The organism is Streptomyces sp. NPDC059009 (genome assembly GCF_042740175.1).
Taxonomy (GTDB): domain Bacteria; phylum Actinomycetota; class Actinomycetes; order Streptomycetales; family Streptomycetaceae; genus Streptomyces.
In genome coordinates this window covers 25,980-39,820 of sequence record NZ_JBHYJB010000038.1, presented here as the reverse complement: position 1 = coordinate 39,820, position 13,841 = coordinate 25,980, and the positions used below count along the sequence as shown (strand labels likewise).

At 72.6% G+C, this 13,841-nt stretch carries 13 protein-coding genes and 1 tRNA gene; 8 read left to right on the top strand and 6 right to left on the bottom strand.

Translation table 11 applies throughout. The annotated features are described in order from the left end of the window. Nucleotides 1–23: 23 nt before the first annotated feature. The gene (locus tag ACFWYM_RS32280; protein WP_384845440.1) at nt 24–410 is read left to right on the top strand and encodes a hypothetical protein; all 387 of its coding nucleotides are present in this window, start codon (nt 24–26) and stop codon (nt 408–410) included. 35 nt (nt 411–445) lie between these two features. On the opposite strand, the gene ACFWYM_RS32275 is transcribed toward ACFWYM_RS32280, so the two are convergent. Beyond that, a complete protein-coding gene (locus ACFWYM_RS32275) occupies nt 446–2,020 on the bottom strand; it encodes an acetolactate synthase large subunit (RefSeq protein ID WP_384845438.1) in 1,575 nt (524 codons plus the stop codon). 208 nt (nt 2,021–2,228) lie between these two features. On the opposite strand from ACFWYM_RS32275, the gene ACFWYM_RS32270 reads away from it, so the two are divergent. Beyond that, a complete protein-coding gene (locus tag ACFWYM_RS32270; RefSeq protein WP_384845436.1) occupies nt 2,229–2,801 on the top strand; it encodes a hypothetical protein in 573 nt (190 codons plus the stop codon). A 95-nt stretch (nt 2,802–2,896) separates the two neighbouring features. Here ACFWYM_RS32270 and ACFWYM_RS32265 read toward each other — a convergent pair. Continuing rightward, nucleotides 2,897–2,984: transfer RNA gene (locus ACFWYM_RS32265), tRNA-Leu, on the bottom strand. A gap of 192 nt (nt 2,985–3,176) precedes the next feature. Between ACFWYM_RS32265 and ACFWYM_RS32260 the strand changes: the two genes are divergently transcribed. The 3 genes from ACFWYM_RS32260 (at nt 3,177) to ACFWYM_RS32250 (ending at nt 5,844) form a co-directional block, all read left to right on the top strand. Continuing rightward, nucleotides 3,177–4,502: a M20/M25/M40 family metallo-hydrolase gene (locus ACFWYM_RS32260; protein ID WP_384845434.1), complete on the top strand. Its 1,326-nt coding sequence runs from the start codon at nt 3,177–3,179 to the stop codon at nt 4,500–4,502. Nucleotides 4,503–4,679: 177 nt separating this feature from the next. After that, nucleotides 4,680–4,913, top strand: a complete 234-nt coding sequence (chpH, locus tag ACFWYM_RS32255) for a chaplin ChpH (protein WP_384845432.1) — start codon at nt 4,680–4,682, stop codon at nt 4,911–4,913. Between the two features lie 139 nt (nt 4,914–5,052). Beyond that, the gene (locus tag ACFWYM_RS32250) at nt 5,053–5,844 is read left to right on the top strand and encodes a chaplin family protein (protein ID WP_384845430.1); all 792 of its coding nucleotides are present in this window, start codon (nt 5,053–5,055) and stop codon (nt 5,842–5,844) included. 89 nt (nt 5,845–5,933) lie between these two features. Here ACFWYM_RS32250 and ACFWYM_RS32245 read toward each other — a convergent pair whose 3' ends face one another. Continuing rightward, a complete protein-coding gene (locus ACFWYM_RS32245; RefSeq protein ID WP_165340867.1) occupies nt 5,934–6,122 on the bottom strand; it encodes a DUF5703 family protein in 189 nt (62 codons plus the stop codon). 47 nt (nt 6,123–6,169) lie between these two features. On the opposite strand from ACFWYM_RS32245, the gene ACFWYM_RS32240 reads away from it, so the two are divergent. Further along, entirely contained in the window at nt 6,170–6,988 is an 819-nt protein-coding gene (locus ACFWYM_RS32240; protein ID WP_384845428.1) for a hypothetical protein, read from the top strand. Nucleotides 6,989–7,075: 87 nt separating this feature from the next. Here the strand turns inward: ACFWYM_RS32240 and ACFWYM_RS32235 are convergent, their stop codons facing one another. Together ACFWYM_RS32235 and ACFWYM_RS32230 are read right to left on the bottom strand one after the other, a co-directional pair. Then, the gene (locus ACFWYM_RS32235) at nt 7,076–9,628 is read right to left on the bottom strand and encodes a helix-hairpin-helix domain-containing protein (protein WP_384845426.1); all 2,553 of its coding nucleotides are present in this window, start codon (nt 9,626–9,628) and stop codon (nt 7,076–7,078) included. Next, a complete protein-coding gene (locus tag ACFWYM_RS32230) occupies nt 9,625–10,611 on the bottom strand; it encodes an aldo/keto reductase (protein ID WP_384845424.1) in 987 nt (328 codons plus the stop codon). Before ACFWYM_RS32230 ends, ACFWYM_RS32235 begins: the two co-directional genes overlap by 4 nt. Before the next feature lie 116 nt (nt 10,612–10,727). Between ACFWYM_RS32230 and ACFWYM_RS32225 the strand changes: the two genes are divergently transcribed. Continuing rightward, complete coding sequence (locus ACFWYM_RS32225) at nt 10,728–11,789, top strand: LLM class F420-dependent oxidoreductase (RefSeq protein ID WP_384845422.1); 1,062 nt, start codon at nt 10,728–10,730, stop codon at nt 11,787–11,789. A gap of 224 nt (nt 11,790–12,013) precedes the next feature. Then, a complete protein-coding gene (locus tag ACFWYM_RS32220; RefSeq protein WP_384845420.1) occupies nt 12,014–12,802 on the top strand; it encodes a ferritin-like domain-containing protein in 789 nt (262 codons plus the stop codon). Between the two features lie 27 nt (nt 12,803–12,829). Here the strand turns inward: ACFWYM_RS32220 and corA are convergent, their stop codons facing one another. Beyond that, the gene (gene corA, locus ACFWYM_RS32215; RefSeq protein WP_384845418.1) at nt 12,830–13,831 is read right to left on the bottom strand and encodes a magnesium/cobalt transporter CorA; all 1,002 of its coding nucleotides are present in this window, start codon (nt 13,829–13,831) and stop codon (nt 12,830–12,832) included. Between the last annotated feature and the right edge of the window lie 10 nt (nt 13,832–13,841).

Below are 13,841 nucleotides of genomic sequence, written 5' to 3'. Positions count from 1 at the left end.
AGGCGGAACAGGGAGTGAACGGTATGAGTACCAAGGGGCGTTGGGCCGCGCGGGCGGGCGTCGGCGTGGCCGGTCTCGGACTGCTGCTGACGGTGGGAGCGCCCCCGGCGGCCGCGGGCGCGACCGGGTGCAACGACCGCACGTGCATCGACGTGCGGGGCAGCGGCCTCACCGTGGAGTCGGTCGGGGCGTCGACGACGTGGAACGGCGACTTCACCGGCCACTTCCACATCTGGGGCGGCGGCATCGACCAGAACAGCCCGACCCAGTTCTGGGGCTACCACCAGAAGTTCACGATCCCGGTGGGCCACGACCTCCCCAACGGCACGGTGCTCTGCGCCGAGGGCTGGGAGCAGGTGGGCGACCATGTGGAGTCGCGCGGCCGCGCCTGCGAGGAGGTGCACTTCTAGGTCCCCGGCGGGGGTGGCCGGGGGAGAGGGGCTTCCTAGCCGCCCAGCGCGGGCACCACGCAGTCCACGAGGAACGGCCCCGGCTCCGCGAGCCCCCGCTCCAGGAGCCGGGCGAACTCCTCGGCCGTCGTGGCCCGTTCGGCGGGCACGCCCATCCCGTGCGCGAGGGCGACGAAGTCCAGCTCGGGCCGGGACAGGTCGAGCAGCTCCCGCGCCCGGGCCCCGCCGACGCCCGCGCCCACCATCTGCAACTCCAGGTTCAGGACCGCGTACGACCGGTTGTCGAAGACCACCGTCGTCACGTTCAGCCCCTCCCGCGCCTGCGTCCACAGCGCCTGCACCGTGTACATCGCGGCCCCGTCCGCCACCAGCGCCACCACCGGCCGCTCCGGACAGGCCACCGCCGCCCCCGTCGCACAGGGCAGCCCCTGCCCCATCGACCCACCGGTCAGCGTCAGCCAGTCGTGCGCCGGCGCCCCCGCCGTGGCACCGGGCAGCCACAGCCCCGAGGTGTTGGCCTCGTCCACGACGACGGCGTCCTCGGGCAGCAGCGCCCCGATGACCGCGGCGGCGGACTCCCCGGTGAGCGCACCGGACGGCAGCCCCGGCCGAACCACCGCCGCAGGTACGGGAGTTGCATCCCCTTTCGCGTCCACGGCCTCGGCGAGCGCGCCGAGCGCACCCGCGACGTCCTCCGCGCCCGCAGCCAGCGCGTGCACCGCGCACCCCGCCGGCACGAGCTCCCCGCCCTGTCCCGGATACGCGAAGAAGGCCACCGGCGCCGCGGCCCCGGCAAGGACCAGGTGCCGGACCCCGCCGAGCTGCCCCACCGCGTCCCCGGCCCGGTACGCGAGCCGCTCCACCGCGGGCACCCCCGCACCCCGCTCCAGACGCGCGGGAAAGGTCTCGCACAGCAGCCGTGCCCCCGTGGCCGCCGCGATCCGCCCGGCGGCCCGCAGCGCGGCACCCCGCGTGGCCGCACCGCCGAGCAGCAGCGCCGCGGGCTCCCCGCCGCGCAGCGCGTCGGCCGCCTCGGCGACGGCGTCGGCGGAGACGAGACCGCCCCGCCCCGCGGCCGGAACCCGCACGGGCGCCCCGGACGTGCCCGCGTCCGACCAGGAGACGTCGGCCGGCACCACGAGCGTCGCGACGGCCCCCGGCGGCCCGGCCGCGGTGCCCACGGCCTCCGCGACGTCCCCGGCCAGATCGCCCGCCCGGTACGTCCGCCGCGTCCACCCCGAGACCGTACGGGCCAGCGCCGTGATGTCGGACTCCAGCGGGGCGTCGAGCCGCTTGTGCGACAGCGCGTGGTCCCCGACCACGACCACCACCGGCGTACCGGCCCGCCGCGCGTTGTGCAGATTGGCGAGCCCGCCCGCGAGCCCGGGCCCGAGGTGCAGCAGCGCGCACGCGGGCCACCCCGTCATCCGCCCGTACCCGTCGGCGGCCCCGGTGGCGACCCCTTCGAAGAGGCAGAGCACGGCCCGCATCCGCGGCACGTCGTCGAGCGCGGCGACGAAGTGCATCTCGGAGGTCCCGGGATTGGCGAAGCACACGTCGACGCCGCCGTCCACCAGTGCGTTGATGAGGTGCTGCGCTCCGTTCGGCATGGCGATCCGCCTCTGCTCGACGTACGGGCTGCCAGTGTCGGGGCGCGGGAAGCCCCGGGGCAGCCCACGATCCGGCCACGGCGGGCACCCGCATCAGGCACCCGAACCAGATGATCAAGGAGAGTCTGGGGAGTTGTTCTGTGTGAACCATGGCTGGCCGGAAAGCGACGTTACGGTGATCGCTCATTCACCATCAACGAGGGAACCCATGAAACTCAACTTGCGTCGTATATCGCCTCTTTCCCGCTCGTCCGCGGGCAAGAAGGCCATGTCGGTCGCGCTCGTCGGTGCGGCCGTCGCCGGCGCCTCGGTGCTGACCGCCGCCCCGGCGTCGGCGCTGAGCTGGAAGTGCAACTCCAGCTCCCGCACCATCGACGACGCGGGCTACTCCGGCCCGTGGGGGGACAACTGGGACTTCACGGTCACGAACTGCGTGGCCCGGTCCGGCGGTTACATCTACTCGAAGGCCAAGGTGAGCTGGGACGCTCCGCCGTGGTACTCCGGCACCGACCTGTCCAACACCTTCGACGCCGCGTACTTCCGGCTGTATGTGAAGCACGCCGACGGCGGCGCCGACTCCGTCCTGGCCCACAAGACGTTCTACATCCAGGACAACCTGGCGGGCATGAACGGCAGCGGCAACGGCTCCTGGTCCACCGGGACGGCCAAGAAGTACGTGGGCAAGAAGAGCGCGTACGCCGACGGCGCCCTGAAGCTCAACTGGAACAACGACGGCCGGGACCTGGTCCACTACGGCTTCAAGGGCTCCGGCTCGCGCTGAGTCACACAGCCGCGCGCAGTGCGCCGTGAAAGCTGTGGAACCGTGAAAACGCAGACGGTGCTGGCCGAGATTCGGCCAGCACCGTCTGGTGTTGCTGGTGTCCGAGGGGGGACTTGAACCCCCACGCCCGATAAAGGGCACTAGCACCTCAAGCTAGCGCGTCTGCCATTCCGCCACCCGGACCGGTGGTCTGTCGCGGTTTCCCGCGGCGACGTGGAAAACCATAGCAAACATTCAGGGGTCCCTGATCACACGGGGATCTGTCGCCTCAGCTGCGTTAACGACGCATGTCGGCAGCTACCCGGCCTTGGGCGGCGAGGGGTGCGCGCGGGAGGATGAGGGGGACCACCAGCAGCGACAGCGGAAGGAACAAGAGTGAGCGAGTCCAGCGCGGCCAGGACTGTCACCGGCGAGGACGAGGTCGTCGACCTCTGTCGCGACCTGATCCGCATCGACACCAGCAACTACGGCGACCACTCGGGCCCCGGCGAGCGCAAGGCGGCCGAGTACGTGGCCGAGAAGCTCGCCGAGGTGGGCCTGGAGCCGCAGATCTTCGAGTCCCACCCGGGGCGCGCCTCCACGGTCGCCCGCATCGAGGGCGAGGACCGCTCGCGGCCCGCCCTGCTGATCCACGGCCACACCGACGTGGTGCCCGCCAACGCGGCGGACTGGACGCACCACCCCTTCTCCGGGGAGATCGCGGACGGCTGCCTCTGGGGCCGGGGCGCCGTCGACATGAAGGACATGGACGCGATGACCCTCGCGGTCGTCCGCGACCGGCTGCGCAGCGGCCGCAAGCCCCCGCGCGACATCGTCCTCGCCTTCCTCGCGGACGAGGAGGCGGGCGGGACGTACGGGGCCCGGCACCTCGTCGACAAGCACCCCGACCTCTTCGAGGGCTGCACGGAGGCCATCAGCGAGGTCGGCGGCTTCTCGTTCACGGTCAACGAGCAGCTGCGGCTCTACCTCGTCGAGACGGCGCAGAAGGGCATGCACTGGATGAAGCTGACCGTGGACGGCACCGCCGGGCACGGTTCGATGATCCACAAGGACAACGCCATCACCGAACTCTCCGAGGCGGTCGGGCGGTTGGGGCGGCACAAGTTCCCGGTGCGCGTCACCAAGACCCTGCGGCACTTCCTGGACGAGCTCGGGGACGCCCTCGGCACGGAGCTCGACCCCGAGGACATGGACGAGACGCTCGCCAAGCTCGGCGGCATCGCCAAGCTCATCGGCGCCACGCTCTCCAACACCGCCAACCCCACGCAGCTGGGCGCCGGTTACAAGGTCAACGTGATCCCGGGGCAGGCGACCGCGCATGTCGACGGGCGCTTCCTGCCCGGGTACGAGGAGGAGTTCCTCGCCGACCTCGACCGGATCCTCGGGCCGAACGTGAAGCGCGAGGACGTGCACGCGGACAAGGCCCTGGAGACGAGCTTCGACGGCTCACTCGTCGACGCCATGCAGTCGGCGCTGCAGGCCGAGGACCCGATCGCGCGCGCCGTGCCGTACATGCTCTCCGGCGGCACCGACGCCAAGTCCTTCGACGACCTGGGCATCCGGGGCTTCGGCTTCGCGCCGCTGAAGCTGCCGCCGGAGCTGGACTTCGCGGGCATGTTCCACGGCGTCGACGAGCGGGTGCCGGTGGACGGCCTGAAGTTCGGGGTCCGGGTCCTCGACCGGTTCATCGACGCATCCTGACGGCAATCGCCCGGTTCGGTCGCTTCGGTCGCTGAAACGAAACTCCAATAATCGTCAGCGCGTGCGTACTTGACTGAAAAGAGTGAAAGGAACCATAGGCTCGTAGCCCCATAACTTCCCCCTCGTTACAGGTGGTGCGGTCCGCGGCTGGGACCGCATTGCCAACAAGGAGGAATAATGATCAAGAAGGTCGTCGCCGCTGCGGCTGCCACTGGTGGTCTCGTGCTCGCGGGTGCGGGCATCGCCGCTGCCGACGCCGGTGCCCAGGGCGCCGCCGTGAAGTCTCCCGGTGTGCTCTCGGGCAACGTTGTTCAGGCGCCGGTCCACGTCCCGGTGAACGTGTGCGGCAACACGGTCTCCGTGGTTGGGCTGCTGAACCCCACCTTCGGCAACACCTGCACCAACAGCTGACGTTGTTGTGCCTCACCCCATGAGGGTCTGAGTCCTTCGGCCCCGGAGTGCGAGCCATGCACTCCGGGGCCGTCGGGCATTCAGCGCATACGTCAGCAGGCGCGTGCGCATTCCGGAAGGTATAAGGCAGGGAAAAGCTATGCGACAGGTCACGCGCAAGGGCCTGATCACCGTGGCGGCCGCGACCGGCGTGCTCGCCGTGACGGGTGGCTACGCGCACGCCGACTCCGGCGCCAAGGGCGGCAGTTCGGACTCCCCGGGCGTGCTCTCGGGCAACTCGGTCCAGCTCCCCGTTGACGTTCCGGTCAACGTGTGCGGCAACACCGTGAACGTCATCGGGGTGCTCAACCCCGCCATGGGCAACAGCTGCGAGAACACCTCCGGCAAGGGAGGCGGCTCGCACAAGCCCACCGGCGGCGGGGCCACGGCCTCGGGGCACACCAGTGACTCACCCGGCGTCGCCTCGGGCAACGACGTTCAACTGCCGGTCAACGCACCGGTGAACGTCTGCGGCAACAGCGTCACCGTCGGCGGGCTCGGCAACGCGGCCATGGGCAACGAATGCGCCAACCACGAGGCCAAGCCGCCGAGCAACGAGAAGCCGCCGTCGAAGCCGGACCACCCGGGCAAGCCCGATCACCCCGGCAAGCCGGACCACCCCGGCAAGCCTGATCACCCGGGTAAGCCGGACCAGCCGGGTAAGCCCGATCACCCGGGCAAGCCGGAGCAGCCCACGAAGCCGGGCGGGCACACCCCGCAGCACCCGGCCAAGCCGAACCAGCCGTCGACGCAGGTCGTCGCGCCGCCGGCGGACCGGTCGATGCTCGCCGAGACGGGCAGCTCGCTGCCGCTCGGGGTGGCGCTGCCGGTGGGCGCGAGCGCGCTGCTCGCGGGCACGGTGCTGTACCGCAGGTCCAGGGCGGCCGTCTGAGTCGGACGGCGGCGCTGAGCCGCGCGTAGAACGGAGCGGGCCCCGCAGCTGCGGGGCCCGCTCCGTCGCGCCCGTCGGTCAGGTGCGCATCACCAGGTGGCGCGCACCTGGCGGATGATCCGTCGGCGCAGCCGCACCCTGCGGCTGCCGTCGGGGTGCAGACTCAGGCGGTCCAACTCCCAGTGTCCGTACTCTGCGTGGTCCGTCAGCAGCCGCGTGGCTTCCTTGCGGGAGACCCCGCGCGGCACATACACGTCGACAAATTCGTATTCCGGCATCGCATCTATTGTGCGGGCACGGGCCCGGTACGGATAGCGTCTGCACTATGTCTGATGCTGCGCAGCCCACCGCTGCCGAGGTACGCGCCGCCGCCGAGGCGATCAAGACCGCGCTCGACCGCCATCTCGCGGCGGTCGAACGCAGGTCGGGGGAGGACGACCCGGCCGTCTACGAGGCGTTCAACGAGCTGGCCGTCGCGGCCGAGGAGTACGACGAGCTCCTCTACGACCGCTACGACGAGGTCACCCCGTTCGAGATCCCCGGCTCCGACGAGACGCTGCCGCCGTACCAGGGCCCCGCGGAGCCGAACGCGCTCAGCGTGCTGATCCGCCGCGACTACGCGGTGGTGGACCAGCAGCGGCTCCTCGCTCAGGCCCAGCGGGTCGCGGACCTGGACGCCGAGACGGAGGAGGGGGCCGAGGGCGCGGCGGGCAGCAACGCGCACGCGGCGCTCGGGGTGCTCTTCGGCGAGTTCGAGCCGGACGAAATCGCCTCCCGGCACAAGGAGTTCGGCCTGGAGGAGGGTGACTCCACGCTCTGGGTGACCGCGACGGACGAGCCGGCGGACCCGGGCGAGTGGCTCGACACCCCCTTCGAGCAGGCCGACCCGGCCCGCGTCGTGTGCCGCTTCGACGTCAGCGCGGTCTTCGACGACGAACTGGACGACGGCGCCGACTTCGCGCCCGGACCGCTCGACGACCTCGACGACATGGAAGACATCGACGAGTCCGACGAGGCCGACGAGGCCGACGGGTCCGACGAGGCCGACGGGTCCGACGCGGCGGACGACGGGGTCGAAGTGGTCGAGCTCGACGACCTGGACGAGCCCGACGGCGCGCGGGGCCGGGGCGCGGCCCACCCTTAGGAGAGACGTTCCCTTGGATCCCTCAGGGCCATCCTGGCCCGGACCTCTTGGCGCATCCAGGCCAGGAGGCCCTGAGGGATCAGGGATCTAGGAGGACGCCGTCACCGGGATCTGCGGGCGGAGCAGCGTCTGCAGGCGCGTGGTGCGGGGCTTCGGGAGGACCTCCGCCACCGCGCGCGGCAGCGCCTGCTCCGCGCCCTGGACGACGGACAGATGGCGCTCGCCGCGGCTGAACGCCGTATAGACCCAGGGGCGGTTCAGCGAGCGCGCCGCGTCGCCGGGCAGCACCACGACCGCCGCCGGCCAGCGCAGCCCCGCCGCCTGGTGCGCGGTGAGCGCCCACGCGTGCCGGACGGTGCGCTCCACCAGCTCCTTGCGTACGACGACGGGGGTGCCGTCGCACTCCAGGTGCAGCCCCTCCGCGTCGGCGCGGACCACGTGCCCGAGCGTCGTGCGGCCGGCCGCCGGGGTGTGGGCGACGCGGTCCCCGGGGTCGAAGCCGCTGAAGCGGCCGGGGCCGGGGTTGAGCCGCTCCTTCAGCGCCGTGTTCAGCACGCGGGTGCCCGCGGCGCCGCCGTGGCCGGGGGTGATGACCTGGGTGTCCTGCGCGGGCACGCCGATGGCCCGGGGCACCGAGTCCGCGACGAGCTGCACCGTGCGGTGCACCGCCTCGCCCGCGTCCCGCACCGGGACGATCACGATCTCCTTGCCGGGCGCCTCGACCTCGGCCAGCTCGCCGACGCCGATCCCGGACACCAGCTCACCGAGCGGGCCCGGGTCCGGGGTGCGCGAGACCACCTGCGGGCAGCAGCGGGCGGCGAGCAGGTCCGCGAAGACCCGGCCGGGCCCGACCGAGCCCAGCACGCCCGGGTCGCCGCTGAGCACCAGGCGGGCGCCGTCGGGCAGCGACTCCACGAGCATCGCCGCGCTCTCCACGTCCAGCTGCGGGGCGTCCAGGACGACCAGGACGTCCACGGCGAGGGCGCCGTCCGCGTCCCGGCCCGGGGTCTGCGCGCCCGACAGCAGGCCGCGCACCGTCACGGCGGCCGCGGCGTGGTCCTCGCCCAGGGCCTCGGCGAGACGGCGGCGCCCCTCGGGGGCGTGCACGGCGACGCAGACGCGCAGGCCGAGGCCGAGCGCGGCGGCGGCCAGGGCGGCGGGCTCCGCGCGCGCGGCCTCGCCGCCGGAGTGCAGCACGAGGGCGTGTCCGCCCACGGCGCGGATCAGCTCGGCGGCCGACCCGGAGGTCTGCTCGGCGGCGGTCTGCCACTCGGCGGCGCCGGGGCCCGAACCCTCCTCCTTGGGAAGGGAGTTGACCAGCCGGGCCAGGCCGTCCGCCAGGCTCTCCTCGGCCAGTGCGTACCGCTCGAGGCCGAACAGGACGCGGACCGGTGCCGCTTCGGCCTCGGCGTCGCCCTCGCCGTCCTCCGCCGTGTCCTCGACGGGGGCGGCCGGGGCGGGCACCCCGGGGGTCTCGATCGCGTCCTGGAACACGAGGACGTCGGCCTCCGCGATGGCGCTCTGCACCGCCGCGTCCGGGTCCGGCACCCCGCGCTGCCCGAGCGCCTCGGCGAGCGCCGCCGCCTCCAGGGCGGTGTGCCCCGCGAGGGCGGCCTGCTCCAGGAGCCATACGGTGAGGGCGCATCCTCTGCGCTCGTCGTCCGGGGCGCACTCGGGGCCGAGGAGCGCTCGGGCGAAGCCGTCGGCCTGCTCGGGGCGGACCCCGCTCACGCGGAGCAACTGCCAGGGGTCCGCGCGCAGTTGCCCGTCGGCGTCCTCGCCGAGTGCCTCCGCCACGCGGGGGGCGAGCGCGGCGGGCGCCCCGCCCTCGCCGAGCACCGCCTCGACGGTCGCGACGGTCTCGGGGGCGGGCGCGGCGGGTCCGGCCGGAGCGGGCATCGGGGGCTGCGGGCGGCGCTCCGGCTCGGGCGCGGGCCTGCGCGGAGCAGGGGGCTCGGCCGAGGGCCGGTCGAAGACTCCGGTGGCGGGCTTCTCGCCGCTCTCCACGGCGCGCACGGCCGCCAGCAGGTCGGCGGCGGTCCCGCTCAGCTTGGCACCGCTGTCGATGGGCTCCTCCCGCTCGGCCTTGCGCCGCTCGATCCGCTCCCGCAGCTCCCGCTGAGCGGTCAACTCGGCCTCGGCCTCGGACGGCTGAGCCCCTTCGCCCGCACCGTCGGCGCCCGGCTCCGCGCTCGCGGCGGCCCCGTCCGAGTCTTCGGCGGCCTCGTCCGCGCCGTCGGCGCCCGGCTCCGCGGCCGGAGTGGTCCCGCCCTCTGCGCCGTCGGTGCCCGACTCCGCGTATGAGGCAGCCCGGCCATCCGTACGGTCGGCGCCCGGCTCCGCGCTCGCGGCGGTCCCGTCCGAGTCTTCGGCGGCCTCGTCCGCGCCGTCGGCGCCCGACTCCGTATGCTCTGCGGCCCCCGCCGCATCCTCGGTGGCCTCGTCCGTGTCCTCGGCATCCGACCCCGCGCCGTCGGCGGTGGCCTCCACGTCCGGCCCCACGCCCGGCTCCGCGCCGTCCCCGCCCGGCTCCGCCCCCTTGTCCGCCCTGCCCGTCTCGGTGCCCGGGGCGGCAGCCGTCGGCCCGGCCTCCGGCGTCCCCGGCTCGGTTTCCTCCGCGGCAGCGGGCTCCGTGCTCACAGCGTGCTCCAGTCGTGATCGGGATAGCGGTGCACGGGCGCCGACACATCGTCGAGCGCCTGGCAGATCTCGTCAGGAAGACTAAGGGTCTCCACTGACAATGCGGCCGTGAGCTGCTGCGCGTTGCGCGAGCCGACGATGGGGGCGGTCACTCCGGGGCGGTCGCGGACCCACGCGAGAGCGACCTGCAGCGGGGTCGCCGCCAGGCCGTCGGCCGCTATCGCGACGGCGTCGACGATGCGGCTCGCGGCGTCGTCGAGATAGGGCGCGACGAACGGGGCCAAGTGGTCACAGGCGCCCCGGGAGTCGGCCGGGGTGGCGTCGCCCCGGTACTTGCCCGTCAGGACGCCCCGGCCGAGCGGCGACGACGGCAGCAGCCCGATGCCCAGGTCGAGCGCGGCGGGCAGCACCTCGCGCTCGACACCGCGCTGGAGCAGGGAGTACTCCATCTGCGTACTGGCAAGCCGGGTGCGCGTCCCGGGCGCGGCCAGTTGCCAAGTGGCCGCCTTCGCCAGCTGCCAGCCGCAGAAGTTGGAGACCCCGGCATAGCGGGCCCGGCCGCTGCTGACCGCGAGGTCGAGGGCCTGCAGCGTCTCGTCCAGGGGAGTGTCCGGGTCGAAGGCGTGCACCTGCCACAGGTCCACGTAGTCCGTGCCGAGGCGGGCCAGGGAGGCGTCGAGGGCGGCGAGCAGATGGCCGCGCGAGCCGTCGAAGCGGCGCTCCGGGTCGGGCACGCTGCCCGCCTTCGTGGAGATGACCAGGTCGCGGCGGGGCACGAGGCGCTCGACGAGGCGGCCGAGGAGGTACTCCGCCTCCCCGTCGCCGTACACGTCGGCCGTGTCGACGAGGGTGCCGCCCGCTTCCCAGAAGACCTTGACCAGGTCCGCGGCGTCGTTCTCGTCGATGTCCCGGCCCCAGGTGAGGGTGCCGAGTCCGATCCGGGACACGCGCAGGCCGGTCCGGCCGAGATGCCTCTGCTCCATGGGCGCTGAGATTACTGGCCGTACCCCCGTGGCGCGTGGGCCTGTGGACAAACCCGTGGTGGGAGGGCGAGGATCGGCGGCACCGGCACGTTACTGATGGGTAAGGGGATCTGGCCATGCAGCTCGGGATCAACCTCGGCTACTGGGGCGCGGGAATGGACGCGGACAATCTCGCCGTCGCGAAGGAGGCCGACCGGCTCGGGTACGCGGTCTGCTGGGCCGCCGAGGCGTACGGCTCCGACGCGGCCACCGTGCTGTCCTGGGTCGCGGCCCAGACCGAGCGCATCGACATCGGCTCGGCCATCTTCCAGATCCCGGCCCGCCAGCCCGCGATGACCGCGATGACCGCCGCCACCCTGGATTCGCTGTCGGGCGGCCGCTTCCGGCTCGGCCTCGGCGTCTCCGGACCACAGGTCTCCGAGGGCTGGTACGGCGTCAAGTTCGACAAGCCGCTCGCCCGCACCCGCGAGTACGTCGAGATCGTGCGCAAGGCCATGACGCGCGAGCGCCTCTCGTACGAGGGCGCGCACTGGACCCTGCCGCTGCCGGACGGCCCCGGCAAGCCGCTCAAGCTCACCGTGCACCCGCAGCGCGAGCACATCCCGCTGTACGTCGCCGCGATCGGCCCCAAGAACCTGGAGCAGACCGGTGAGATCGCCGACGGCGCCCTGCTGATCTTCCCGGCGGCCGAGCACCTGGAGGAGACCGCGGTCCGCCACCTGCGCGCGGGCCGCGAGAAGACGGGCAGGACCATGGAGGGCTTCGACATCGTGCCGACCCTCCCGCTCGCCGTCGGCGGCGACAAGGACGCGGACGTGAACGCGCTGGCCGACATGTTCCGGCCGTACACCGCGCTCTACGTGGGCGGCATGGGCAGCCGCAAGCAGAACTTCTACAACCAGCTGGCCCGGCGCATGGGCTACGAGAAGGAAGCCGCCGAGATCCAGGACAAGTACCTGGCCGGCGACAAGGAGGGCGCGGCCGCGGCGATCCCGACCCGGCTCATCGACTCCACCACGCTGCTCGGTTCCGTGGAGCGCATCGCCGACCGCATGCGGGCCTACGCCGACGCCGGGGTCACGACCCTCACGCTGGCCCCCGCGGGCTTCACGCTCGACGAGCGGATCACCGCGCTGCGGGTGGGCACCGAGGCGCTGGAGCACGCCGGACTGGCGTAAGGAGAGGGAGGGAAGTTCTGCGGCCGTGGTGGGGGCTCGGGGGTCTTCCCCGCCACGGCCGTCACGAGGAACAACGCGTCAGCACGCCCACGGTTACGGCCCCGATCGGGCGCCGGAGTCCTTCGTTCGGCCGAGCTGTCCTGTACACCTGTTGCCGCCTGTCGCAGCCCGCATTTGACTCGGTCCCGGTGGGACCACGCGCGGAGGCCACGGAGGTGCCAGCGATGCTTTCGGCCAGGAGTCTTTTCGAAGAGATCCTCGACCACGACGAGTCCTTCCGGCTCTTCTGCTCCATCGCCGCGGGCGGCGAGGCCCAGGGCGGCTGGGAGAACGGCCGGATCGCGGCCCTCGTACCGGAGAGCGAGCGCGCCCTCGCGCCCAAGGTGGCGCGGCACGGCGCGGACGAGGACAAGCACGGGCGGATCTTCAACGCCCTGCTGCGCAAGCGCGGCCTCACCCCCGTCGAGGTGCCGCACGAGACCGACTACACGATGCTCCTGGAGAAGCACGGCATCGGCCTCGCGCACGAGCAGCTGACGTCCGACGAGCCGCTCACCGTCGCGGACCTCATCACCTACCTCGCGCACAGCCGCGTCACCGAACAGCGCGCCTCCGAGCAGATGCGGCTGCTGCGCAAGCACTTCGCCCACCACCCCGACATCGGCCGCGCGGTCAAGATGATCTCGAACGACGAGGACAACCATCTGGCGTACTGCCACGAGGAGTTGCTGCGCTTCGCGTACGCCGGGCACGGCCGCGCCATCCAGCGGGCCCTGCGCGAGTGCGCGCTCGCCGAGATCCGCGTCTACCGGGACGTCAGCCTCGCCGTCATGGACCACATGGGGCGCATCCTGGGCTGGCCGGCCGCCAAGGCCAGAGCGCTCGCCGCGGGGATCCACGCCGTCCACGCGTACGAACGGGCCGTGGGCTGGCGGCGGATGGTGACCCTGGAGATGCCCGAGCGGCGCGACGCGCTGGGCGGGCCATCGGTCACGGCACCCGAATTCGCGTAGGGCCGGGGCCCGTTCACGGGGCGGGGCTCAGAGCCAGCCGCGGTGCTTGAAGAGGCGGTACAGGCAGAACTCCAGGGCCACCATCAAGGCGATCACGCCCGGGTACGTCCAGACCCAGTGGAGCTCGGGCATGTGGTCGAAGTTCATGCCGTAGATGCCCGCGATCATCGTGGGCACGGCGGCCATCGCGGCCCACGCGGAGATCTTCCGCATGTCGTCGTTCTGCCGCACGCTCGTCTGTGCCAGGTCCGCCGAGAGGATGTCCGACACCAGCCGGTCCAGGCCCTCCACCGACTCGTTGACCCGCGTCAGGTGGTCGCTGACGTCGCGGAAGAACGGCTGTGCCGAGGCTTCCACGAAGGGCACCTTCGGGGCGAACGGGCCCGCGCCCGCGAGCCGGGCGATCGGCATCGCCAACGGCCAGGTGGCGCGCCGGAATTCGAGGACCTGCCGCTTGAAGGTGTAGATGCGCGCGGCGGTGTCGCGGGAGCCGCGCGGCGTGAAGACCTGTGCCTCCAGCTCCTCCAGGTCGGTCTGCAGCTCGTCGGCGACCTCCAGGTAGTGGTCGACGACGGCGTCCGAGATCGCGTACAGGACGGCCGTCGGACCGTGCTTGAGCATCTCCGGCTCCGCCTCCATGCGCAGGCGCACGTCGTGCAGCGGGGCGCCCTCGCCGTGCCGGACCGTCACCACGAACGAGTCCCCGATGAAGACCATGACCTCGCCGGACGACACCACGTCGTGCTCCGGCTCGTACACCACCGGCTTCAGGACCACGAACAGCGAGTCGTCGAAGACCTCCAGCTTCGGCCGCTGATGGGCCTTCAGGGCGTCCTCCACGGCCAGCCGGTGCAGCCCGAACTCCGCGGAGACCTGGTCGAACTCCTGCATGGTCGGCTCGTGCAGCCCGATCCAGACGAACGCGTCGCCCGCGGCACGCGCCTCGTCGAGGGCGTCGGACAGATCCGACGGACCTTCCGTACGACGCCCCTCGCGGTAGATGGCGCAGTCGACGATCACGTGCCGCATTCTCCCGAAC

Excerpts from the sequence above, each read along its gene's own strand:
- ACFWYM_RS32280 (WP_384845440.1), top strand. The coding sequence starts at position 24 with ATGAGTACCAAGGGGCGTTGGGCCGCGCGGGCGGGCGTCGGCGTGGCC.
- ACFWYM_RS32275 (WP_384845438.1), bottom strand. The coding sequence starts at position 2,020 with ATGCCGAACGGAGCGCAGCACCTCATCAACGCACTGGTGGACGGCGGC.
- ACFWYM_RS32270 (WP_384845436.1), top strand. The coding sequence starts at position 2,229 with ATGAAACTCAACTTGCGTCGTATATCGCCTCTTTCCCGCTCGTCCGCG.
- chpH (WP_384845432.1), top strand. The coding sequence starts at position 4,680 with ATGATCAAGAAGGTCGTCGCCGCTGCGGCTGCCACTGGTGGTCTCGTG.
- ACFWYM_RS32250 (WP_384845430.1), top strand. The coding sequence starts at position 5,053 with ATGCGACAGGTCACGCGCAAGGGCCTGATCACCGTGGCGGCCGCGACC.
- ACFWYM_RS32245 (WP_165340867.1), bottom strand. The coding sequence starts at position 6,122 with ATGCCGGAATACGAATTTGTCGACGTGTATGTGCCGCGCGGGGTCTCC.
- ACFWYM_RS32240 (WP_384845428.1), top strand. The coding sequence starts at position 6,170 with ATGTCTGATGCTGCGCAGCCCACCGCTGCCGAGGTACGCGCCGCCGCC.
- ACFWYM_RS32230 (WP_384845424.1), bottom strand. The coding sequence starts at position 10,611 with ATGGAGCAGAGGCATCTCGGCCGGACCGGCCTGCGCGTGTCCCGGATC.
- ACFWYM_RS32225 (WP_384845422.1), top strand. The coding sequence starts at position 10,728 with ATGCAGCTCGGGATCAACCTCGGCTACTGGGGCGCGGGAATGGACGCG.
- ACFWYM_RS32220 (WP_384845420.1), top strand. The coding sequence starts at position 12,014 with ATGCTTTCGGCCAGGAGTCTTTTCGAAGAGATCCTCGACCACGACGAG.
- corA (WP_384845418.1), bottom strand. The coding sequence starts at position 13,831 with ATGCGGCACGTGATCGTCGACTGCGCCATCTACCGCGAGGGGCGTCGT.